17 protein-coding genes and 1 tRNA gene are annotated in these 23,810 nt (G+C 41.2%); 12 read left to right on the forward strand and 6 right to left on the reverse strand.

Annotation, left to right across the window (positions count from 1 at the left end):
* Positions 1 to 7: 7 nt before the first annotated feature.
* Positions 8 to 472, forward strand: coding sequence for a GNAT family N-acetyltransferase (locus V7L01_RS27425; RefSeq protein ID WP_335040441.1), 465 nt, complete (start codon positions 8 to 10; stop codon positions 470 to 472).
* A 333-nt stretch (positions 473 to 805) separates the two neighbouring features.
* The gene (locus tag V7L01_RS27430) at positions 806 to 991 is read left to right on the forward strand and encodes a chlorophyll a/b-binding protein (protein WP_196525045.1); all 186 of its coding nucleotides are present in this window, start codon (positions 806 to 808) and stop codon (positions 989 to 991) included.
* A 147-nt stretch (positions 992 to 1,138) separates the two neighbouring features.
* Here the strand turns inward: V7L01_RS27430 and rpoD are convergent, their stop codons facing one another.
* Both rpoD and gyrB read right to left on the reverse strand, forming a co-directional pair.
* Positions 1,139 to 2,308, reverse strand: coding sequence for an RNA polymerase sigma factor RpoD (gene rpoD / locus V7L01_RS27435; protein WP_012412585.1), 1,170 nt, complete (start codon positions 2,306 to 2,308; stop codon positions 1,139 to 1,141).
* Between the two features lie 1,752 nt (positions 2,309 to 4,060).
* The gene (gene gyrB / locus V7L01_RS27440; RefSeq protein ID WP_335040443.1) at positions 4,061 to 5,998 is read right to left on the reverse strand and encodes a DNA topoisomerase (ATP-hydrolyzing) subunit B; all 1,938 of its coding nucleotides are present in this window, start codon (positions 5,996 to 5,998) and stop codon (positions 4,061 to 4,063) included.
* A gap of 228 nt (positions 5,999 to 6,226) precedes the next feature.
* Between gyrB and miaA the strand changes: the two genes are divergently transcribed.
* Entirely contained in the window at positions 6,227 to 7,132 is a 906-nt protein-coding gene (gene miaA, locus V7L01_RS27445) for a tRNA (adenosine(37)-N6)-dimethylallyltransferase MiaA (RefSeq protein ID WP_335040444.1), read from the forward strand.
* Positions 7,133 to 7,189: 57 nt separating this feature from the next.
* On the opposite strand, the gene V7L01_RS27450 is transcribed toward miaA, so the two are convergent.
* Both V7L01_RS27450 and V7L01_RS27455 read right to left on the reverse strand, forming a co-directional pair.
* Entirely contained in the window at positions 7,190 to 7,915 is a 726-nt protein-coding gene (locus V7L01_RS27450) for a Uma2 family endonuclease (protein WP_335040446.1), read from the reverse strand.
* A gap of 29 nt (positions 7,916 to 7,944) precedes the next feature.
* A complete protein-coding gene (locus tag V7L01_RS27455; RefSeq protein WP_335040449.1) occupies positions 7,945 to 9,534 on the reverse strand; it encodes a substrate-binding periplasmic protein in 1,590 nt (529 codons plus the stop codon).
* 605 nt (positions 9,535 to 10,139) lie between these two features.
* On the opposite strand from V7L01_RS27455, the gene glcD reads away from it, so the two are divergent.
* The 6 genes from glcD (at position 10,140) to V7L01_RS27485 (ending at position 18,456) form a co-directional block, all read left to right on the forward strand.
* On the forward strand, positions 10,140 to 11,612 hold the full coding sequence (glcD, locus tag V7L01_RS27460) for a glycolate oxidase subunit GlcD (RefSeq protein WP_335040450.1): 1,473 nt from the start codon (positions 10,140 to 10,142) through the stop codon (positions 11,610 to 11,612).
* Between the two features lie 306 nt (positions 11,613 to 11,918).
* Entirely contained in the window at positions 11,919 to 13,166 is a 1,248-nt protein-coding gene (locus V7L01_RS27465) for a glycoside hydrolase family 10 protein (RefSeq protein WP_335040452.1), read from the forward strand.
* Positions 13,166 to 13,750 (forward strand): hypothetical protein, encoded by a 585-nt coding sequence (locus V7L01_RS27470; RefSeq protein ID WP_335040454.1) that lies wholly within the window; start codon positions 13,166 to 13,168, stop codon positions 13,748 to 13,750. Before V7L01_RS27465 ends, V7L01_RS27470 begins: the two co-directional genes overlap by 1 nt.
* Before the next feature lie 414 nt (positions 13,751 to 14,164).
* Complete coding sequence (locus tag V7L01_RS27475) at positions 14,165 to 16,414, forward strand: GAF domain-containing protein (protein WP_335040456.1); 2,250 nt, start codon at positions 14,165 to 14,167, stop codon at positions 16,412 to 16,414.
* A 61-nt stretch (positions 16,415 to 16,475) separates the two neighbouring features.
* Positions 16,476 to 16,547: transfer RNA gene (locus V7L01_RS27480), tRNA-Lys, on the forward strand.
* Between the two features lie 373 nt (positions 16,548 to 16,920).
* Positions 16,921 to 18,456, forward strand: coding sequence for a flavin-containing monooxygenase (locus V7L01_RS27485; RefSeq protein WP_335040458.1), 1,536 nt, complete (start codon positions 16,921 to 16,923; stop codon positions 18,454 to 18,456).
* Between the two features lie 15 nt (positions 18,457 to 18,471).
* On the opposite strand, the gene rppA is transcribed toward V7L01_RS27485, so the two are convergent.
* Positions 18,472 to 19,170: a two-component system response regulator RppA gene (rppA, locus tag V7L01_RS27490; RefSeq protein ID WP_335040839.1), complete on the reverse strand. Its 699-nt coding sequence runs from the start codon at positions 19,168 to 19,170 to the stop codon at positions 18,472 to 18,474.
* Positions 19,171 to 19,245: 75 nt separating this feature from the next.
* Here rppA and hisG point away from each other — a divergent pair, with 75 nt between their 5' ends.
* Positions 19,246 to 19,890: an ATP phosphoribosyltransferase gene (gene hisG / locus V7L01_RS27495; RefSeq protein WP_335040460.1), complete on the forward strand. Its 645-nt coding sequence runs from the start codon at positions 19,246 to 19,248 to the stop codon at positions 19,888 to 19,890.
* 327 nt (positions 19,891 to 20,217) lie between these two features.
* Here hisG and V7L01_RS27500 read toward each other — a convergent pair whose 3' ends face one another.
* Positions 20,218 to 20,430, reverse strand: coding sequence for a hypothetical protein (locus V7L01_RS27500; RefSeq protein WP_335040463.1), 213 nt, complete (start codon positions 20,428 to 20,430; stop codon positions 20,218 to 20,220).
* 370 nt (positions 20,431 to 20,800) lie between these two features.
* Here V7L01_RS27500 and V7L01_RS27505 point away from each other — a divergent pair, with 370 nt between their 5' ends.
* Together V7L01_RS27505 and V7L01_RS27510 are read left to right on the forward strand one after the other, a co-directional pair.
* Entirely contained in the window at positions 20,801 to 23,371 is a 2,571-nt protein-coding gene (locus V7L01_RS27505; RefSeq protein WP_335040465.1) for a GAF domain-containing protein, read from the forward strand.
* An 8-nt stretch (positions 23,372 to 23,379) separates the two neighbouring features.
* Positions 23,380 to 23,805, forward strand: a complete 426-nt coding sequence (locus V7L01_RS27510; RefSeq protein WP_335040841.1) for a response regulator — start codon at positions 23,380 to 23,382, stop codon at positions 23,803 to 23,805.
* Positions 23,806 to 23,810: the final 5 nt, after the last annotated feature.

Consider the following 23,810-nt stretch of genomic DNA (forward strand, 5'->3'; position numbering starts at 1 on the left):
TAGAGTGATGTTCAACTTCCGACAAGCCAACTTGCAGGATTTAGAGGCGCTTATCCAACTGCGTCTCGAACTCCTGCGTGAGGCTGGCGACATCAAAGGTAACTCTGACACTGCAAACCTAGCAGAAGCAACTCGAAAATATCTTGGCGAAAAAATGCCGACGGGTGAGTTTTTAGCTTGGGTCGCTGAAGTGAATAACCAAATTGTTGCCACTAGCGGCTTGGTATTTTTTCAACGACCCCCCTACAACGGCAATCTTTCAGGCTTAGAAGCCTACGTTATGAACGTTTATACAATTCCGATGTGGCGAGGTCAGGGAATTGCAACAGCATTATTAAAGGAAATTATTAACTTTGTAAGAGCAACTGAGGCAAAACGCCTCTGGCTTCACGCCACTGAAAATGGTAAACGTATCTACGAGAAGCTTAGTTTTGTCTCAACTTCAAAAGAAATGGAAATTGTCTGGTACTGAGCTAAGTATTTTTGACTCAAAATATCTCTATAAATTATCATTAGTTTTTAATCTAAAAATAACAAACTCTATATAAATCAAGCGATTTAAATTATTTATTGCAAAATACTTGCAATAAGTTATATTGTTTATGACAGTAAAAATTTAAATAACATTTCTTGTCCCTCAGTACATCTAACTGAAGGTCGATGTTTTGATGTGTATAAATAGCTATTTATATTTATGTCAAGTTATGGAAATAAAAGTATAAAAAATGTTGCCTTTATAAAATTATTTGTTATATTAGTTTACATAAGGCAATAAACCTTAAAAATTAAGTTTGGAGTCCTAACCATGACAAATGCAAGCACAACAAAAGTCACCACTCCTATAATTGAAGATCGCAACGCTTGGCGTTGGGGCTTTACCCCACAAGCAGAAATTTGGAACGGTCGCTTGGCAATGATTGGTTTTTCAGCAGCCGTTTTGGTTGAGCTTTTTTCTGGTCAAGGTTTCCTACATTTTTGGGGCATCCTATAAGTTTTAATATTTAAGATGACCTATAAATAAAAAAACCTGGAGTGCTAATTCACTACCAGGTTTTTTATTGTTTTGTCATTTGTCAGTTGTCATTTGTCATTTGTCATTTGTTTATTTACTAATGACCAATGACTAATAACTAATTGACTACCGAATATACTCTTTGAGAACGCTGTTACGATTTGGGTGGCGTAACTTGCGGAGTGCTTTCGCCTCAATTTGACGAATGCGTTCGCGGGTAACGTTGAAAATCTGTCCGATTTCCTCAAGGGTCTTCATCCGACCATCATCCAAGCCGTAACGCAGTCTGAGAACATCGCGTTCGCGTGGGCTGAGACTGTCGAGGACTTTTTCAAGGTCTTCGCGCAGAAGGTTTTTGGAAACTTGGTCTTCTGGTGTCTCACCATCGGATTCAATAAAATCGCCCAATCGAGAATCTTCTTCTTTACCAATAGGCGTTTCTAATGAGATAGGTAATTGGGCAGATTTAGCAATGAACCGCAACTTCTCAATGGTCATTTCCATGCGAGTGGCGATTTCTTCTTCCGTGGGTTTGCGACCCATCTCTTGAGAGAGCAACTTGGTAGTTTTCTTAATCCGAGAGATAGTTTCGTAAAGGTGAACTGGAAGGCGAATTGTGCGGGATTGATCTGCGATCGCACGGGTAATTGCTTGACGAATCCACCATGTAGCGTATGTAGAAAACTTATAACCTTTTTCGTGGTCAAACTTTTCAGCGGCACGAATCAAACCGAGACTGCCTTCCTGAATTAAGTCTTGGAACGACAAACCACGATTCATGTATTTCTTAGCAATTGAAACCACAAGACGGAGGTTAGATTGCACCATCTTGTCTTTCGCCCGACGACCAACATGGAGGCGATAACGAAAGGCTGGTAGTGGCAGTTGCACTGCTTCTGCCCATTCACTATCTCGAGGATCGCGATCTAACTGTTCTGAGAGTCTTTCGCGTACCCTTTCTAATTCCAGCAAATCGGCTATTTTCCGCGCCAATTCAATTTCTTCGTCTGCCCGCAACAGACGAATTCTACCAATTTCTTGCAAGTAAAGCCGAATTGAATCTTCGGTATAGTGCTTTTTCTTGCTTTGTGTCCGACGACGCGATTTAGCGGCTTTTCCAGACTTTGCGTCGTCCTCATCAGACTGAGGCTCTAAAAATTCATCGTCACCTTCATCGATGATAAGCAAGTCCTCTTCATCGTCTATTAAGAGTTCTTCTAACTCGAGCTCAGGCTGATTCATTATTTCTAGGTCAGGCTGATATATGCTTTCGAGTACGTTGTTAGCCTGGTTCATGCCGCGTTCCTCATGCTCCTTGCAGAATCAATTACTCAAGATGTGTTTACTGCTCTTTTAAACGAGCTAGTTCTCAACCGAAAATAAGCTTTTTGGCAGATTTGCCAGAAATATTTTCGGACATTTTAAACCTCCGGTTGGAGGGGTTTTTACTTTAGTTTAAGCCATTACTAAAAGTGACTTGCTCATCTTAGTAAATGTTATGTGTGTTGCAATCACACACTGCTTTCAACTAACTGGTCAAAAAAAGACTCGCCGTTATCAAAAAATTTGCCACTCTATACTAAATTAATTCAGACTGTTGGCAGATTTTCCTATAAAGACTCTTCCGATTGTAGCCTGTTTCACAGAAATTGCACTCTTTTTGTGTATTAATCATGAACTCCTAAAGCAATTATTAGCCACTATTACCAAAAAGACATTAAAAACGGGAGTTATACCCTGAAATTTTTCTCTACTTTTCGGAATTGCAGTGACATTCTTATTACATTACAAAGTAAGTACGTTTGCTTTTGCCGAATTTCATGTATTTTACACAACATTAATTACTTAGAAAGAGTGCATTGTATGTTAACTCAGATGATTGGTCTTAATCTACCCATTTTTACATTTCCTTCACAAATCACGCATTCCTTAAACTAAAACGGGTCTTGACCTTGGGTAAATACAACAAGGCTGATGGTGCTTGCCTTAAAGCAGTTAACCTTCTGCGTACTAATTACCTTAACTGAGGAGTTGAGGCTGTGGCAGAATCAACCTGAGAGCAGATCGATTTCGGTTTAACTAATTTGGTCTTATTCACACGTTAGCGCACTGTGGCGATTTCAGCCCTATGAAACTTGACAAACTCTTTTTATTGTATACAAGGATATTTTAATCAATACAAAAACAATTTGTCCTGCGAACTCGCCAATATAGTCGTATTTAAGGCAAAAATTCATTAGATACATACGATACAATCGCGATCGCCACAGCATTACATGAAGATATTAACAAGTTTACTGCCAGATGGTTTGTGCTTTCAGTAGCCATTACCTCGAACAAACAGAACCCAGAAGATTGCCTGATGATTTGGTTACAAAGTTGGCTTACGTAAGTATTTTGTAAACTTCAATACTTTTATTTCGGTAAATTTATATCATCTTATTATCAGAAATCCTCAAAATACTTATTAACTGCTGTTTGATAGATGATATTTAGTTATTTTCCTAAAGCATAACAAATGTGTTTCTCGCTGATGGGCAAAATTAATCAGCCAGTCAATATTATAATTTTGAATTTTTATTAAAAATTGACAAAAAATAAGTCATATGGTAAAAAATAAATTAAAAATTTAGAATTTTTGTAGTTGTCTAGCACTGAACTACCACTTCTGTAGTAAGCTAACCTAATTTTTTTAATTGATTGTTAGCGTCTAGTTCAAAGTTAGGGTGGCTTTAAAACCTACCCCTAGCAAAATCTGAAAACTATTAGCTTTGCTGAACGACCTTGGTATTGAGGTGGTGTTTAGATTTGTACGAAAACTAGGTGGCAGAAGTACCCGGTCAACTATGTTTGTAGCGTGAAAAATATCGACACAAAAAATTTACTACTTTTCTAGTTTGTCATCAGTCAAAAGACATAGGTTATAGTCATAATTTTTTTGGATTAAAAACAGCCATAAATTATAAAAAAAGCAATGGGTAATAGATTTTCACCCATTACCCATTATTAGCTTGACAAATTACTCAGAGTGGCGTATGTGAATTGAGATTAGATATCTAGATCGGTGAAGTTGAGTTTAGAACCATAGGTTTCGATGAATTCTCTTCTGGGTGCGACGCGATCGCCCATTAAAATTGTGAAGATGCGATCGGCTTCGGCAGCGTCCTCAATTTCGACTTGCTTCATTTTGCGGGTTTCTGGGTTCATTGTGGTGTCCCAGAGTTGTTGCGGCATCATTTCACCCAAACCTTTGAAGCGTTGGATGGTATAGTTGGCGTTAGCAGGGAATTTTGCAATTACTTGATCTTTTTCGCGATCGCTATAGCAGTACTCATGATTACGTCCCCGTTCTACTTTAAACAGTGGGGGACAAGCAATATAAATAAAGCCTTGTTCGATCAGCGCTCGTTGATATCGATAGAAGAATGTTAACAACAAAGTCCGAATGTGCGCCCCATCTACGTCAGCATCGGTCATGATGACTATGCGGTGATAGCGCAGTTGAGTGGAATCGAATTCATCACCTTTAACACCTAAACCGAGGGCTGTAATTAACGATTGAACTTCGTTATTTTTATAAATTTTGGCATCGTCGGTTTTTTCAATGTTGAGAATTTTACCACGTAGAGGCAAGATAGCTTGAGTGCGGCGATCGCGTCCTTGTTTGGCACTCCCACCTGCTGAATCCCCTTCCACGATGAATATCTCAGATTCGCTAGGATCGCGAGAACTACAATCTGCCAATTTACCAGGTAATGGCGAAGATTCCAACACCGATTTGCGTCGAACTAATTCCCGTGCATGACGCGCTGCTTCTGCGGCTTTGAAAGCTTGGATCGCTTTATCTAAAATGGAGTCTGCGATCGCCGGGTGAAATTCTAGATACTCGGTGAGGACTTCTCCTACTAAAGAATCGACAATTCCCCGCACTTCGGTGTTACCGAGTTTAGTCTTGGTTTGTCCTTCAAATTCTGGATCTGGGACTTTAACGGAAATTACCGCAGTCAAACCTTCACGCACGTGTTCGCCACTGAGGTTAGGTTCATTCTCTTTAATTTTATTGCGCTTGCGAGCGATCGCATTTAATGTCCGAGTTAGAACTGCTTTCAACCCTTCTAAGTGCGTACCACCATCCACCGTGCGAATATTGTTGGCAAAACCTAGAACATTATCCGTGTAAGCATCAGTACACCATTGCAAGGAAACTTCCACTTGTACATTGTTGCGTTCCCCCTGCACATAGATAATTTCTTCATGCAGCGGTTGCTTCTCGCGGTTCATGTAGGCGATATATTCTTTAATGCCACCTTTGTAATTGTAGGATTCTACTTTCGGTGTATCGCTTTTTAGTAGTTCTAAACGGTGGTCAGTAAAGGTAATTTTGACACCTGCATTCAGATACGCCAATTCCCGTAGGCGACCTGATAAAGTGATGTAATCAAACTCAATGCTTGTTGTAAAGATTTGGGTATCTGGCTTGAAGGTGACAGAAGTTCCAGTTCTAGCTTCTTTGTAAGGCTTGACTTGCAGTTCACTAACTGGGACACCACGTTCATAGCGTTGAAGATGAACCTTTTTATCTCGCCAAACTGTAACTTCTACAACCTCAGAGAGGGCATTAACAACAGAAATACCAACCCCGTGCAATCCTCCAGAAACTTTGTAACCACCGCCGCCAAACTTACCACCGGCGTGTAGTACCGTCATTACGGTTTCCAAAGCTGATTTTCCAGTGCGCGAGTGAGTATCGACGGGAATACCGCGACCATCATCTGTTACAGTCACCGAACCATCAGCGTTGATATCCACCTCTATATGAGTGCAATAACCCGCCAAAGCCTCATCGATTGAATTGTCCACCACCTCGTAAACTAAATGGTGGAGTCCTCGCGGCCCAGTGGTACCGATGTACATTCCTGGTCTTTTGCGGACGGCTTCCAGACCTTCCAGAACTTGAATCTGATCGGCACTGTAACTGCTCGTCATGTAAACTCTCCTGATGCGTGGGGTTAAAATCGCCTAAAGGCAAATAAAAGTAAAAACACTCCAAAATTGTAACACAAAAGCCTTGCTGGCGTCTGTAGGGCATTTTCAAGAGAAGTTTATACTGGGGTTGCACTACCGTGGAAGAGAGGCACGGGGAGCAGGGGAGGCAGGGGAAGCAGAGAAGCGGGGGAAAGTAACTTTTGACTAATGACTAATGACTAACGACTAATGACTAAATTAATTGTGATTTGTGGGGCGACGGCAACGGGTAAGTCTGGTTTAGCTTTGGCTTTGGCGATGCGTTTGGGTTCTGTAATTCTCAGTGCTGATTCTCGTCAAGTTTACCGTGAGTTTGATATTGGGACAGCTAAACCAACTATAGCTGAACAAAAATTGGTACCACACTATTTAATAGATATCTGCGATCCAACAGACATGATGACAGTAGCAGACTACCAGGAACAAACACAAGCCTTAATTGCTTCTGTTGGTGTTACACCACTGTTTCTAGTTGGTGGTACTGGTTTATATATCCGTTCTATTGTCCAAGGGATGAAAATTCCCAGAGTTGCACCACAGATTGAATTGCGATCGCAGCTTGAATCTCTTGGTCAACCACAACTCTACGCAATCTTACAACAAGTTGACCCCGTTGCTGCACAAAAGATTCATGGCAACGATTCCGTAAGGACTTTACGAGCATTAGAGGTATTTTACGTAACCGGATATCCAATTTCAGAACAGCAAGGGGAGAATCCACCGAATTATCCGATTCTGCAAATTGGTTTAGATTGCGATGTTGAAAAGTTAGATGCTCGGATTCAACAGCGTACTGAACAGATGATAGCTAATGGTTTGGTTGCTGAGGTGGAGAATCTTTGTCAAAAATATGGCGCTGATTTGTCTTTGTTGAATACTTTGGGTTATCAAGAAATAAAGCAATATTTGGCTGGGGATATTTCCTTAGATGAAGCGAAAGAATTAATCATTTTACATACGCGACAATTTGCCAAGCGACAACGCACTTGGTTTCGAGCATATCCGCAAATTGAATGGTTTGATGCGAATACTCCTGATTTATTAGAGAAGGTTTGGCTGCGGATAAATGAGTTTATAAGTTGCACAAGTTTGTGAGAACTTTTTTTGCTCATGCAAAGACGCAAAGTTTTTTGCGTCTTTACAGTCAGTGTCCTAAAGAGTATCGGGATCTACGCCCATAGCCCGTAGCCTATCTGCTAGCAATTGGGTGCGTTGTTCTGCTTGTTCGGCACGTTCTCGTTCCTGTTCGGCGCGTTGTCGTTGCTGTTCTGCGCGTTCATCTCCAGTTAGTAAAACAGTACCATCTTGGTAGCACCAGCGTAACCAAGTATCTTGTCTATCTTCAAATTTACCTTCCCACAAAGTTACACCTAAACCAACTTGTTCTAACCAATTTTCTGAAGTTTCAAAGTAGCGCCTTCCTCTAAGTTCATAAACGCGTAGTAGTTTTTCTCCTAATTGCTGATTCTGGTCATATACGATGTAGTAACTAGCCCGCATTTGTTCATAAATTTTCAGCTTTTTGCCAAGTTCATCACCTTCTTTATTAGAAACAATTTCTAGGACAACTTCTGGAGGTTTGCCAAAACGCCAAACCATATAACAACGATTTTGTTTTTCCCACCAATTTTGAGGCACTTGCACATCCAAGCTGAGAAAAACGTCAGGTACAATTGCGGGTTGACCGTCTGTATGGTAAATACCAACATTAGCTGCTGCTAAAAAAGTCTGCTGCTGTAGAGTACTGTAAAGAGAGGCAATTAAAAGGCGTTTCTGTTTGGAAGTAGCAAAATTATCTAAAGTGTCATTTTCAGTGACTAGCTGGTTAGCATCTGGCACATAGTAATCATCATCATTGATTAAAAGTTGCTCAATCATGACTTTATCTAGTATTTGACAATGCGATCCTACTCTTCCTTCTGCCATTCTTTAACAACGGCTATTGCAATGTTAAGGTAAGGATTATCAAGCAACTCTTCCAGTGCCTTCTCCCCTCCGGCTTTTAAAGCTCTCACAATCCTGCTTCTTTGCTCTGGAGGAATTTCGTAAGAGACTATGTTTTGTTTTTCCGCTTGAGTAGCATTAGGTTGATTTTTCTCAATTTTTTCTAAAATTCGCTGTATATCTTTTGCAAACTGAGATAAATCTTGCTTTTGCTCAGATGTATATTGAACAAATTGTTGAGTATTTGTATTTGTATTTGTACCTTGATTACCAACAGTTATATTTGAATTTTTTTGATCAAAATTGATAGGATTGTTCATCTTGCCTCCTTTAGTATTAGACTGATTAGTCTTGTTATGAATAGTAACATGAACAGAAGCTAATGAGGGATCTACTTTATTGCCCTGAATTTTGACAGATTGAGGTTGATAATTTCCTCTTTTATTGTTTTCTATTTGTAGTTTGCTATTGTTTTGATTTTGATATCTTTTAATCACTACAAATAACGCACCCACAGAAGTAATTAATAGAAGCAGGAGAAAAACAGTTTTTATCCAGGAGGCTGGACTGGGCAGAGGGTTTGAATTTGAGCTGGATTTAGGAGTAATGATGCTTGGACTACGCGTAGGATCAACCTTATTGCTATAATAGTTCAAATCATTTTTAATAAAATATTCAAAATCTGGATTATTGTTTAATATTTTAAGCTTTGTGCCGCCAAAAGTTTTAATTTCAGCTTCTCCTAGCAAAAAATTTATCTGTTGCAATAGCTGCTGATTTTTAGCTTCATCTGTATGATAGACAACGACTCCATATTCTTCATTACTTATCAGATCAGGTTTAATAGAATATTTTTCTGCGCCTGCTTCTTCGTTTAAATTTTTTAAATTACTTCTCAAAATGATTTCATCATTAAAATATACATCTATTTCACCACTTTTTAGCTTATTTATTCCATCTTTATTATCTTCTAAAGTTATAATATTATTGTCTTCTAATAAAGGGTTAACTTTTTTTACTAGATTTATAGTAGTTGTTCCGCGAATGAGACCGATTTTTAGTTTTTTAAATTCAGGTCCAGGAGAAAGCTTTTGCATATTTTTATTCAATAGTAAAGCCGTTGCACCTGTCCAACCAAAAGTTGTAGAAAATTCACCACGTAGCTCATTTAGACTAATTTTTCGTATCCGCTCTGGGGTTATAGTGTTAGGACCGCACTCAGCATCAAGTTTTTGATTCTTACTTCCTTTGCCTGTGAAACGATTATCTCTTTCCATCTCTACTCTCTCTAGAGTCAGATGAAACTTTTTCTCTAAAGTTTTTATTAAGGCATAACAGTAACCTTTGAAATCTCCGGCTTTTTCGTCATTATAGCTAATAGGAGGAGATGTTCTACGAAGACCAAAATAGTAGGTTTTTGCCTTATTTATTACTATCCCATCATCACTACTTTTTGCCGTTTGTGTTAAAGCCGGAGAATTTAATAACAAAATTATTAGCGTTACCAGTATGGCTAATAAATAGTTCAGCTTCCTGTTATAATTCAGCTTCATAGTGGCTGTTGAAGAGAAATAAAGTTTGTAATAATCTGACTAATCCCCGTCATGGGATTGAATTGATTCCACAAAAATACTCAGGAAAATATGCAATTATGCTGAGAACGCGACTGCTCACATTTATAGTAAAACCACGTAAAAACCAATAGTTTCGTAAAACTATGGTTTTTTGTAAATATATTCACTATATTATCGCGAGTCACAGGATAAATTGTACTTGAGTTCCCCTTAATTTCTCGGAAACACTCAAGTTTATGCTTCTTACTCCTGAATCAGTACAGCATAAGCTGCATCGGGCTAAGAGCCTTAGCAAAATTTGTCCGAAGAGCATAAGCCAGCAATTAACAGGATGTTAAGTTTCATTACCATTCAATACAACCTGTCTATGAGAAGCTCTATACCCAGAAGGCGTTAAACTTCGCTCATCATATCTGCTTTATTCAAATCAGGCGATCGCACTTACTCTACACCAAATGCGTAGACGCAAAGCGCCTTGTCGTCAGACATCGCATTTTACTCACTTTTGACTGCTATTCTTGCAACAATAGTAATTACAGCTATATCAACCAGCCTGCAACATCTACCTTTAAATGTAAAAATCTATGCTTACCCAAGATAAAAAACAACGCAACTGGAAACCCATTCTCAAAGCATTCGAGGCTGTCCTTGGCAAAAATGGTGTAGTGCAACGCCGCGAAGAACTCATTACCTATGAATGCGATGGTTTAACTGGCTATCGCCAACGTCCGGCTGTGGTGGTGTTACCCAGAACTACAGAACAAGTTGCAGAAATTGTAAAGATATGCAATCAATACTCTATCCCCTTCATCGCACGCGGTTCTGGCACTGGTCTATCTGGCGGCGCTTTACCAGTAGAAGACTCTGTTTTAATTGTTACTTCCTTAATGCGGCAAATCCTCAGCATTGATTTGGAAAATCAACGGACAGTTGTGCAACCGGGGGTGATTAATAGTTGGGTAACGCAAGCAGTAAGTGGTGCTGGATTTTACTACGCTCCTGACCCTTCTAGTCAAATTATCTGCTCTATTGGGGGCAACATTGCCGAAAATTCTGGTGGCGTACATTGTCTCAAATACGGTGTTACTACTAACCACGTTTTAGGATTAAAAATTGTCACACCAGAAGGGGAAATTATCGATTTAGGCGGACAAATTCCAGAAATGCCTGGTTATGATTTAACAGGTGTGTTTGTTGGTTCCGAAGGCACATTAGGAATTGCCACAGAAATCACTTTGCGAATTCTCAAAAGTGCAGAATCAATTTGTGTGCTATTGGCTGATTTTACTAGCATTGAAGCTGCCGGAGCAACTGTTTCTGACATCATCAGCGCCGGGATTATTCCTGGTGGTATGGAAATGATGGATAACTTTAGCATCAATGCAGTTGAAGATGTTGTAGCAACTAATTGTTATCCCCGCGATGCTACTGCAATTTTGCTAATAGAAATTGACGGTTTAGAAGTAGAAGTTGCAGGAAATAAGCAGCGAGTTATTGAAATTTGTAAAAAGAATGGGGCGCGGAATGTCACTTCTGCTACTGACCCAGAAACCAGATTGAAATTATGGAAAGGACGCAAAGCAGCTTTTGCTGCGGCTGGGCATTTAAGCCCAGATTATTATGTACAAGATGGTGTAATTCCTCGGACTCAGTTGCCTTATGTTCTGCACGAGATTAAGACTTTAAGCGAACAGTACGGTTATCGGGTTGCTAATGTATTTCATGCTGGCGATGGCAATCTTCATCCGCTAATTCTTTATGATAATTCTGTGCATGGAGCATTAGAGCAAGTAGAAGAAATGGGTGGAAAAATTCTTAAACTTTGTGTCCAAGTCGGTGGTAGCATTTCTGGCGAACATGGTATCGGTGCAGAGAAAAAGTGCTATATGCCACAGATGTTTAGCCAAGTTGATTTAGAAACTATGCAATGGGTGCGGCAAGTTTTTAATCCTAAAGGTTTAGCAAATCCTGAAAAGATATTTCCCACACCACGAACTTGTGGCGAAGCAGCAAATGCATCCGCTGTTAAGCAATTTGAAGGTGTGGAAAGATTTTAAGAGTTAGGAGTTTTCTCTTGTTCCCTGGCTCTGCCTCAAGTTAGTATACAAGGCAGAGCCTCAATGAGGGGCATTCCCAGTCTCCGGGTGGGAACGAGAGTTTGAGGAGTGCGCCTAATATGGGGAAAGCACGCACATAATAGCCTCTTATATTTCACAGAATTAACAATAGCGAGAATTGTCCACTAAGCCACATTTATTAATTTATACTTTGGCATAAAATCATCATTTATTTATATAATCCGGAGGATTACAACTTTATTTTGTAGTTATATATATTCCGATCGCACTAGGTAAAGCTTACAAATGAATCGGGTTGCTCGCCGTTATGTTTCTTACTTACTGTGTTTGGGATTAGTAGCCATTTTAACAGTTTTTTCGCTCTCTTCAGTCTCTTCACTGCCAGTTTATTCCCAAAATATAAGTCCTTTAACTACAGAAATTCGCGGCGTTTGGCTCACTAATGTTGCTAGTGGTGTACTATTTGTTCCTTGGGGTATTAACCGTGCTATAAACCAATTATCGGCTCTTAATTTTAATACAATTTATCCTGTAGTTTGGAATCGAGGACATACTTTTTATAAGAGTGCTGTAGCTAAAATGACTACAGGTTCGGAAACTCAACCTTTGCTCAACTTTATGCACGGTGGACAGGATGTTTTAGCAAAGATAGTAACACTTGCTAAAAATAAAGATTTGAGAGTCATTCCCTGGTTTGAATACGGATTTATGACGCCGCATTATTCACAATTAGCAAGGCGTTATCCCGACTGGCTGACAATTGGGCAAGAAGGTATAAAGTCAACCCAAGATGCCCCACCTGAAGAAATCGATAATCTTTTGGTTAGTAAGGTGGCTTGGTTGAATCCCCTACATCCGCAAGTGCAAGAATTTATCCAAGAGCTAATTTTGGAAGTAGTCAGGGATTACGATGTGGATGGTATTCAGCTTGACGATCATTTTGGAATGCCGGTACAATTTGGCTACGATCGCTTCACTATTGAACTCTACCAGCAAGAGCATCAAGGTAAAAGTCCCCCAACCGATCCTTTTAACCCAGAGTGGATGCGTTGGCGGGCAGACAAAATTACTGATTTTATGGCAGAAATCTATCAAGCTGTGAAGGCTGTTAAACCCAACGTGAGAATATCTCTGTCTCCTAACTATCAAGCTTTTGCTTACAAATACTATTTGCAAGATTGGGAAAATTGGGTAAAAAAAGGTTTAGTTAATGAGTTAATTTTACAGGTATATCGAAATGATAAAAACTCTTTTATCGCTCAACTGGAACAATCTTCTATAAAATTGGCTCAAAGTCTAATTCCTGTAGGTATTGGGATCTCAACGGGAACGGTGCGTAATCCTGTGAAAATGGCACAAATTAGAGAACAAGTTCAGGTGGTGCGCGATCGCAATTTTGACGGGATCTCCTTTTTTTACTGGGAGAGTCTCTGGGGTTACATCGTACCGGAATCACCCCAACAGCGACGCAAAGCTTTTTTTGAGATGTTTAATGCTAAAACTGTCAGACTATTAAAACCAAAGAAACTTTGATGCCACTCACGCGGGAAGATACTAGATTTAGCTTTACATTACTGTGGACTTTCGCTACTTTTGGCGGTTTTTTATTGAGTTTACTCTTTATTGAAGTTGGCGATAAACCAGATATTGGAGTGGTAGAAGCAGCTATTGGCGGATTTGCGATCGCACTTCCTCAAGGTTGTCTTCTCAAAGAACCTATATATTGTGTCAGGTGGATTTTGTCAAGTCTTTTGGGTTGGAGTATCATCACCGCGATCGGTATTGGTGCGGTGGGTTGGATAGTACCTAGCACTCAGATTCTTCCCCTGAGAATCTTATCTGGGGCGGTTTATGGGGCACTTGGCGGCTTGGGGATTGGATTGGCACAATCATTGGCAATTCCCCAGCCTATGCCGTGGCGATGGATATTTGTCTCTTCGGCAAGTTGGGCTGTTGCTGTCCCTGTGGGTTCTGCTGTCGGCACGATTTTACATCGCCTGATGCAGTTATTCTTAGGCGAAGTCATGGGATTAGCTATAACTTGGCTGCTGGTTGGTATCCTCACAGGAATGAATGCTCACAAGTTGCGATGCCTGCGGCGGGCTACGCCTACGTGAGTTCCTATTCCCTTGTTCGCGCCGATATGATATGGAATTGAGCATCCTTCCGGCTTCCTATTGTTTCTTCCCATTCCCCACCCTAACCCAATAAATTTATTAAAAATTGTAAATTTAATTGATGTATACTGAAATTTGCGCTTAGGTGTATGCAACAATCTTGAAAAACTCTTAAAACTCGACTTCAGTAAGTTTGCCCTAATCTGCAAATGTATTTTCGCCTTCAAAAAGCAGGATTTGTTAAGCTGACTTCTATTAGCTTTCCTAGATTTCTGACCAGAAGTAGAGAAAGAACCAAATTTCGATGAGCAACAGCTGACAATACTTTGCTATAGGCGCTAAAGTGCATCTACTACAAGCGTAACAACAAGAGAGCGCCTAGAAGAGTCAGTAATACCAGATAGGGACTCTCGCATGAATATAAATCCAGCAGAATCAACTATAAAGTTGACAAAATTATCACCACCTCAGATTCTCTTTGGCACAGAAGTAGACGAGAAAAGTAGTATTGAGCAGTTTATATTGAGCATGTACAATTCTGTGCAGGCATCAATATTTGTAGTTGATGTACTAGAAGACGGAGATTTTCAATATGTGGCATTAAATCCCACTCATGAGCGGTGGATAGGCATTCGCTCAGACGATCTCCAAGGCAAAAAACCAGAAGATATTCTCTCCCCAATCGATGCTGCTAAGGTGCGTCAGCATTACGCTGAATGTGTGCGTTTCGGCAAAACTATTTCTTACGAACAATGTTTGCAATTCCAGGGGGTTGAAACTTGGTGGAGTACAACTCTTACTCCACTAAAGGATGCTAAGTCCCGGATTTATCGACTGATTGGTACTAGTAGCAATATCACTCCTGTGAAGCAAGCGGAGCAAGCAGTTGGATTCCAGGTTGAAGGGGAGCAACTCCTAGAAGCGATCGCAGGACGGATTCACCAATCTGTAGAATTTGAGACAATTCTGCATCAGACAACTATTGAACTGCGGCAGTTTTTGAATTGCGATCGCGTCCTCATTTATCGCTTCGAGGCTGATGGCAGTGGGGTAATCATTGCCGAGTCAAGTGTGGCTGCCAGTAATCCTCTGTTGGGGAAAAACATCAGCGATCCCTGCTTGGCTGGCAAACATCGAGAACACTACGGACGAGGTTGCATTCAAGTCGTCGAAGATATTTATGCAGCCGGGTTGCATCCTTGCCATATAGATTTTCTGGCATCTTTGCAGATAAGAGCCAATCTAGTCGTGCCGATTTTCAAAGAGCAAAATATGTGGGGACTGTTGATTGCCCAGCATTGTCACCAACCGCGTCAATGGCAGCAAACAGAAACAGACTTACTCAAGCAGTTAGCAACTCAAATTGGCATTGCTGTTGGGCAGGCAGAACTTCATCGACAGATTGAGGATCTCGAAGCAAAGTTGGAGTTGCAAAAACAGAAGCACATCAATCAGTTGCAGCAGGTGCGAAACTTTGAAGCCTTGGTGCGACGAATGACAGAACAAATCCGCGACAGTCTGGATGAAACTCAGGTATTGCAGACACTCACCCAGGAATTAGCAGAGTTACTAAACCTCGATCGTTGCCAAATCGAACTTTATAGCGCCTGTCAAACCCTGGTAACTATTGCCTACGAATACACCACTAACTTACCTCGGTGTCAAGGATTGACCAAACAGATTGCAGACTGTCTTGAGGTTTATCAGCCACTGTTGCAAAAACAACCTTTGCAATTTTTGGAAATTGAGCCTGGATGGCAACCTAAGTTGTTGGTTTTGTCCCAGATGGCTTGTCCAATTTTTGATACTCAAGGACTTTTGGGAAATATTTGGTTGACAAGACCGACACAAGAAGCATTTGATGAATTTGAAATCGAGTTAGTGCAGCAGGTTGCAAATGAATGTGCGATCGCTATTCGTCAAGCCCAACTTTACCAACAAACCCAGGCACAGGTTAAAGAATTAGAAAATTGCGATCGCCTCAAAAACCAATTTCTCAGAAACCTCTCCCAAGAACTGCGGACACCAATAACTAGCATCAGCCTTGCAGTCCAAACCCTCGAAAGTGTCCTCACACCAGCAGAAATATTAGAGATAGAAATAGTTCCACAACTCTTGCAGATTCTGCATAACGAGTGTGCGCGAGAAAGCAAGTTAATTAACGATCTACTCACACTCACATATCTCGAAGCCGAACCCGATCCCCCAACTTTGATTGCCATTGACTTACAAAGCTGGCTTCACCCCATTGTCGAGTCTTTTCGAGACCTCACCAGTTGCCAGCGACAGCAGTTAAACCTGAGTATCGATCCTGCACTCCCGCTTTTAGAGACAGATATCACAGATATGGAGAGGATTATCACCGAACTACTCAACCATGTCTGCAAATATACCCCAGCAGGTGAGTCTGTCACAGTTTCTGCTCGCCTCACAGGGGACGCAGTAGAGCTTAATATTAGCAATTCGGGGCTAGAACTGACTAGCAACGAACTGTCACGGATATTTGAGCCTTTCTATCACCTTTCCAAACACGATCCTTGGAAACATAGCGGCACTGGACTGGAATTGGCATTAGTCCAGAAAATGGTCAGACATTTAGGCGGCTCAATTTATGTAGAGAGTGGAGCCGGTCAAACCACCTTCAGCATCAAATTCCCGCTTTAATTAGTTTTTGGGCACGGCACTAGCTAAATTGTCAGAAGTCTGCTAATATGGTTATTCGTGCGGGTGACTAGCTCAACGGTAGAGCAGTAGACTCTTAATCTATTGGTTGCGGGTTCAAATCCCTCGTCACCCACTTTTAAAGTATTTTCAAAGCTTGTTAATCAATAATTCTTCAGATACTTCTCTGGTATAGTGCCACTTCCAGAGAAGTATCTGACTTTTTACCATATGTAAAAAAGTCTAAAGGTATGGGGTATGGAGTTGTAGGTTGGTCGTAAGACTTTGAGAGTTCCCAACACCTTACGCCTTAGCCTTGACATTTGCGTAGCGTGCCCTAGACAAGGTTTCTTATATTGCTATATGAGCACCCAAAATTCCTATGGCAGGAATACTGCTCATAACTGTCACTTTAGATCGAGCGATTAGTGTGTATTTACATAAGTTGCATCATAATAGCTTAAATTCATCTTTGCAGAAATTCTTTTAGCATTTACTTAAAAAAGAATATGGAAATTAAGCAAATTTGCGTGATTGGCGCTGGAATTAGCGGTCTGGTAACAGCTAAAACTTTTGTCGAGGAAGGCTACGACGTTACTGTATTCGAGAAACAAAAAGGACTTGGTGGTGTTTGGGAAAAATCTCGAACTTACCCAGAATTAACAACCCAGAATACGGGTGACACATATAGTTTTTCTGACTATCCTATGCCTGCATCCTACCCAGAGTGGCCCACAGCAGAGGATATGCGGAATTATCTAAATTCATACACCCAGAATTTTGGGGTTCTTGAAAGAATTCGCTTCCAAACGGAAGTCACCAATGTTTCCCGAAAAACTGGAGAACGTCCAGGATGGGTAGTTAGCATCAGAGTGAAGGAAGATAATCGGGGTGAGACAAAAGAAGAAAAGCACGAATTTGACTTTGTGCTAGTGTGCAATGGGATATTTAGTTTCCCTAATTTACCTTCTTTGCCTGGTAGAGAGGAGTTTGCAGCATCTGGAGGACGAGTACTCCATTCTACTGAGTTTAACGATGCTTCAATCATGGAGGGTAAGCGGGTAGTAGTAGTGGGTTTTGGCAAATCTGCCTGCGACATTGCGACTTTGGCGGCGAACATAGCCAAAGAATCCACCCTCGTCTTCCGTCAATCCCTGTGGAAGGTTCCTAGATTTTTTCTGGGTTTAGTCAACCTGAAGTATGTTTTATTAACCCGCTTTGCAGAAGCTTGGTTCCCCCACCATCAGATGGGACGGCTTGAAAGATTGCTGCACACTATGGGTAAACCACTAGTGTGGGCTTTTTGGCGGACTAACGAGATGGTGCTACGCCTGCAATTCGGTCTTGATAGCTGCGGCATGTTGCCCGAACAACCGATGAATCAGGCTAACTGTCAAATTACTATAGCTCCTCCAGATTTCTTCAAGTACGTACACTCTGGTAAAATTCAGGCAATTAAAACTAGCATCGCCAAGTTTATCCCTGATGGGGTGGAATTAGCTAATGGTCAGCAGTTGCAGGCAGATATAGTAATTTTTGGTACAGGATTTAACCAGGAACTTCCCTTTCTCGAAGAAGAATATCGCCGACAGATAATCGATGAAGATGGTAATTTTAAGCTTTACCGTTATCTGATTCACCCTAATATTCCACAGATGGGTTTTGTTGGCTATAACAGCAGTTTCTATTGTCAGTTGACATCAGAAGTTGGTGCTTGGTGGCTACTAGAGTATGTCAAAGGCAACTTGTTATTGCCTTCGCCTTCAGCAATGTATCAAGAAATAGCAGCAGATATGGATTGGATGAAAACTCAATACAATAATGTTGTAGCGAGGGCGACATGCATTGCCTCGTTTTCCTTGCGTTACACTGAGCAACTTATGGAAGATATGGGTGCAAATAATCAGCTTGGTGTCTGGAAAGGAATTTCACAGATTATGATGCCTGTGGATTCATCTCTCTACAACAAACTTCGACAGGAATTAAAGTCGCAAAGACTGAAAAATAGCAATGATTCTCCTAACCAATTAACCGAATCATTGTGAGTTGAAAGCAGGCGGCTAAACTGACTCCAATGAGGAAGCACCGAAACGATAGCCTTTGCCGTAGACTGTGTGAATCAGTGTAGTTTCTTTACCTACCTCAATTTTACGGCGCAGCAAACGAATTAATGCCGCGATTACATTACTACTGGGTTGTTCTTCCTCTTGCCACAAATTTTCCATAATCTGGGCATGAGTCATTAGTTGTCCAGTGTGTTCCATGAAGTATTGCAGCAACTGGCTTTCTTTTTGCGATAGCTCAATTATTCTTCCTTGGCGATAGGCTACTTGATTTTCGCAATCGAGTTCTAAATCAGCGACGGTTAACCGTCCGGTGGTGGTTTCATAGGTTTGGGAACCGGAACGACGCAACAAAGCCCGGACTCTGGCTAGTAACTCTCGCAGTTCAAAAGGTTTAACCAAGTAGTCATCAGCACCAGCATCTAAACCTTGTACGCGGTCATCTAGAGTATCTTTGGCTGTAAGAAACAGCACGGGAGTGGTTTTACCTTGGCGTCGCAATTGCTGACAAATCTCTAACCCCGTTTTTCCTGGCAGCATCCAATCTAAAATTAGTAGGTCATAACTGCCTGCTTGGGCATGTTCGTTGCCACTTGTGCCATCGTAAGCGGCATCCACAGTGTAACCCTCACGAGTTAATAAGCGACTCAAGGGTTCAGTTAGTTCAACTTCATCATCAACTAATAAAATTCTCATGCTGCTTGTGGTAAGCATATAGAGATATTCTCAATATTATTCAACTGCCAGAACGCCAAGGATATTAAAAAAAGAATGCTAACTGTTGCATTGCCAAAAGGGGAACTCCTTAAAAATAGCATCCGCCTGCTACAATCTGTGGGATTAGATTTTAGTGCTTTTTTAGATTCGGGAACTCGCCAACTTCAGATTCCTGATACTAAGGGAGTCGCAAAAGCTTTGTTGGTGAGGGCGCAGGATGTGCCTGTTTATGTGGAATATGGTCAAGCACAACTGGGTGTTGTTGGTTACGATGTGTTGCGGGAGAAGCAGCCGCAAGTTGCCCACTTGGTGGATTTGCAGTTTGGGCATTGTCGGATGTCGGTGGCGGTAAAAGCATCTAGTTCTTACCGATCGCCTTCAGATTTACCACCGCATGGTAGAGTTGCTTCCAAGTATGTCAATTGCGCTCGTGAATATTTCCACAGTCTAGATTTACCTGTGGAAATAGTGCCGTTGTATGGTTCAGTGGAACTAGGCCCAATTACCGGAATGTCAGAAGCGATCGTGGATTTGGTTTCTACTGGGCGGACTTTGCGCGAAAATGGTTTGATTGAAATTGCAACTCTCTATGAAAGCACGGCGCGGTTGATTGCTCATCCTTTGAGTTACCGTCTGAACACGGGTAATCTCAGTGATGTTATTGCCAAGCTGCGGGAAGCCGTTTTGGTAGGGGTTTAACAGTTATCAGTTTTAGGATAACTATGCTTTGACGGTACAGTTATAAAAGAAAGGCGGAGGCTAGACCACAGTAATGTGAGTTCGACGGCTCGTCTCTTAAGTGCCTAATTAGCGTAAATATTGAAACCTCTCCCTGGTTTTACTACGTAAAACCGTCCCTCTCCGAGTCGGAGAGGGAAATAGTTGAGGGAAAGTTTAAGGAAGGGAGACAATATGGTTTGGATAAGGTTTTTTGATGACACGCCCTAAATTGTAGAGACGGCGATTTATCGCGTCTCTTGCCTTAACCGAACCGTATTGGGAAGGCAGAGGTTTGTCGATTTCACGTTACATAAGGGCGGGCATTGTAATCCCTACGCTTCCGGGCAGAGGACAATTTTGCACCTTTGATTTGGGATGTTTTTCAATTTTTTTAAGCAAAATCATGGTTTTCATCAACAAAATCATGGTTTTCATCAACAAAATCATGGTTTTCATCAACAAAATCATGTTTTTCATTAACAAAATCATGTTTTTCATTAACAAAATCATGGTTTTCATTAACAAAATCATGATTTTCATCAACAAAATCATGATTTTTATAACGACAGCCTTTGGTGTAGTGACAAATGACTAGCTGATAGTCTGCAACAATTGAATCTCCTCATGCAGACTAAATTTATTTACACTAGAATTACTGGGATGTCAACCGACGGGCTACGCCTACGCAATAACTTTGCGACGTAGATGGCAATAGCTGACTCTAAGCATCACTTTTAATGTGAATTTAGCATTTCGGCAAAATTTAACAAGCTTTCCCGAACAGCCAGAGGCAGGGAAAAGACTAATAATTATTACAAGAGGTTAAGCTATTCTTGAGATAGCCATCCTGCTGACTAGATATAACATTTAAATTTATTAAGAAAAGTTAATGAAACCTGGACAAATTGATACAGAAGTGGCCAGGCTAGAAGCCCTCCGCCAGTATCAAATTCTTGACACCGAACCCGAAGAAGCTTACGACAATCTTGCTCAGTTAGCAGCATTTATTTGCGGTACGTCCATCTCCTTGGTAAATTTCATTGATGAAAACCGTCAATGGTTTAAGGCAAAAGTAGGTTTAAATGTATCAGAAATGCCCCGGTGTGTTGGGTTATCTTACCTTTGCCAAGAGCGGCGTAATGTTGTGGTGATTCCTGATACCCTAGCTGATGAAAAATTAGCAAATAATTCGGTAGTGACTGGCTATCCATATATACGGTTTTATGCAGGTGTACCCTTAATTACTCCCAAGGGAGATATGCTGGGAACTCTGTGTGTAATTGACCAAGCCCCAAAAGAATTGAGCCAAAAACAAGTGGAGGCGCTTGTAGCTCTGAGCCACTTGGTAATCGACCAATTAGAATTCAGGCGTCATGTAACGGAGGTATCTCAAGTTACCGAGAAGCTCGTGGCGTATGAGCAAGCAGCGCACGCCGAGTCAGAATCGGCCAGAATCCGCATTGCTAATTTGCTCGAAAGCATCACTGATGCGTTTTTTGCCTTAGATAAAAAGTGGCGATTCACCTACATTAATCGTCAAGCAGAACTGCTGTTGCAAAAAACCCAGAATGAATTATTAGGTCAAAGCATTTGGGAGGTATTTCCAGAACTCATAGACACAACATTCCATCGCGAGTATCACAGAGCAATGTCAGAACAGGTGAGCGTGGAATTTGAGGAGTTTTATCCGCCACTAAATTCCTGGCTTCAAGTCCACGCTTATCCTGCAAAAGATGGCTTGTCTGTTTATTTCCAAGACATCACTGAACGACGGCGAACAGCAGAAGCACTCCGAGAGAGTGAAGAACGCTGGCAATTAGCATTACATGGTAATAATGATGGGATTTGGGATTGGAACCTCAAGACTAATGAAGTGTTCTTCTCAACTCGGTGGAAGGAAATGCTCGGTTATAAAGAGCACGAAGTTTCCAACAGTTGGGATGAATGGACAAAACGAATCCACCCCGATGAGCGAGATTGGGTACTTCAAGCTTTCCAAGACCACTTTGCCAAGAAAACACCGTTTTATGTCTGTGAATATCGAGTCCAGTGCCAAGATGGCAGCTATAAATGGATTCTAGATCGAGGACAGGCACTTTGGGACGCATCCGGTGATATAGTGCGAATGGTGGGTTCTTATACTGATATCACCGATCGCAAGCAGGCAGATGAGGAATTAAAGCGGCAGAATTTGCGATCGCAATTATTTGCTGAAATCACTCTGAAGATTCGAGAATCTTTACAAATAGATGAAATCCTCCAAACTACTGTTACTGAAGTACAAAAACTACTACAAGCTGACCGAGTGTTAATTTTTCAACTAGAGCCTGATGGTTCGGGAACAGTCGTGCAAGAGGCGGTGCTACCTGGTTGGCCGGTAATTTTGGGAAGAAATATTTTTGACCCCTGCTTTAAAGAAGAATACATAGAAAGATATCGCCAAGGAAGAGTGAGTGCGATGGCAGACGTTGAAACCGCTCGCATTCAACCATGCCATCGAGAATTTCTTCAGCAGTTTGCTATCAAAGCTAACCTCGTAGTACCAATTATGGTCAGAGACAGCATTTGGGGCTTGTTGCTGGCTCATCAGTGTGCTGCACCTCGACGGTGGAATAATTTTGAGACGGAGTTGTTAAAGCAACTAGCTAACCAAATTGGGATTGCTTTATCTCAAGCGCAACTATTAGAAAAAGAAAGCCAGCAAAGTCAGGAACTTGCTCGTTCAAATGCGGAATTGGAACAGTTTGCCTATGTGGCTTCTCATGACTTGCAAGAGCCATTGCGGATGGTAACAAGTTATTTACAACTACTAGAACGAAGATACAAAAATCAACTAGATACCAATGCCGATCAGTTTATCAACTACGCAGTAGATGGGGCGCGGCGGATGCAGACCCTAATCAATGATTTGTTAAATTATTCTCGCGTCAGCACCCGCGGACAGCCCTTTCTGCGAGTAAATTGTAGCGTTATCTTAGAACAGGCGATCGCTAATCTGCAAATTGCGATCGCAGATAGTAAGGCAATTGTGACTCACGACCCTCTACCTGAAGTAATGGCTGATGCTACCCAACTGATACAAGTATTTCAAAACCTGATTGGCAATGGGATCAAATTTTGCCGTCATCAGCAGCCACAAATTCACATCGGCGTAGCGAAGCTAGATGCAAATTCAGATGGAGAAAGTTTAAATGTTATCCCGTCGGCAGATGAATGGTTGTTCTCGGTGCGCGATAATGGTATTGGTTTAGAATCCCAGTATGCTGAACGCATTTTTATAATTTTTCAGCGCTTGCACGGTAGAGATAAGTATCCCGGTACTGGAATCGGTCTGGCAATTTGTAAAAAAATTATAGAACGCCACGGCGGCCGGATCTGGGTTGAGTCGAAACTGGGTCAAGGCTCGACTTTCTACTTCACAATTCCAGATAAAGCAGGTAAGCAATCGTGGGCATTATAACACCTATTATGCCTATTGAGGTTTTGTTGGTAGAGGACAATCCAGGCGATGCCCAACTCACACGCATCGCCTTGGAAGATAGCAAAATTTCGATTAACTTAAATGTGGTCGAAGATGGGGTGGAAGCAATGGCATTCTTGCGAAAGCAGGAAAAATACGTTAAAGTAGCCCATCCAGATATTGTGTTGCTCGATCTAAATCTCCCCAGAAAAGATGGGCGAGAAGTACTGGCAGAAATTAAAGGAGATGAAAACCTCAAACGAATTCCCGTAGTAATTTTGACGACTTCCCAAGCTGAAGAAGACATCCTCAAAGCCTATAATTTATGTGCAAACTGTTATATAACTAAGCCCGTAGATTTCGATCAATTCGTTAAAATTGTCCAATCAATAGAAAATTTTTGGTTTGCGATCGTAAAACTGCCACCGGAGTAATGGAA

Source organism: Nostoc sp. (genome assembly GCF_036917095.1).
Lineage (GTDB): Bacteria > Cyanobacteriota > Cyanobacteriia > Cyanobacteriales > Nostocaceae > Nostoc.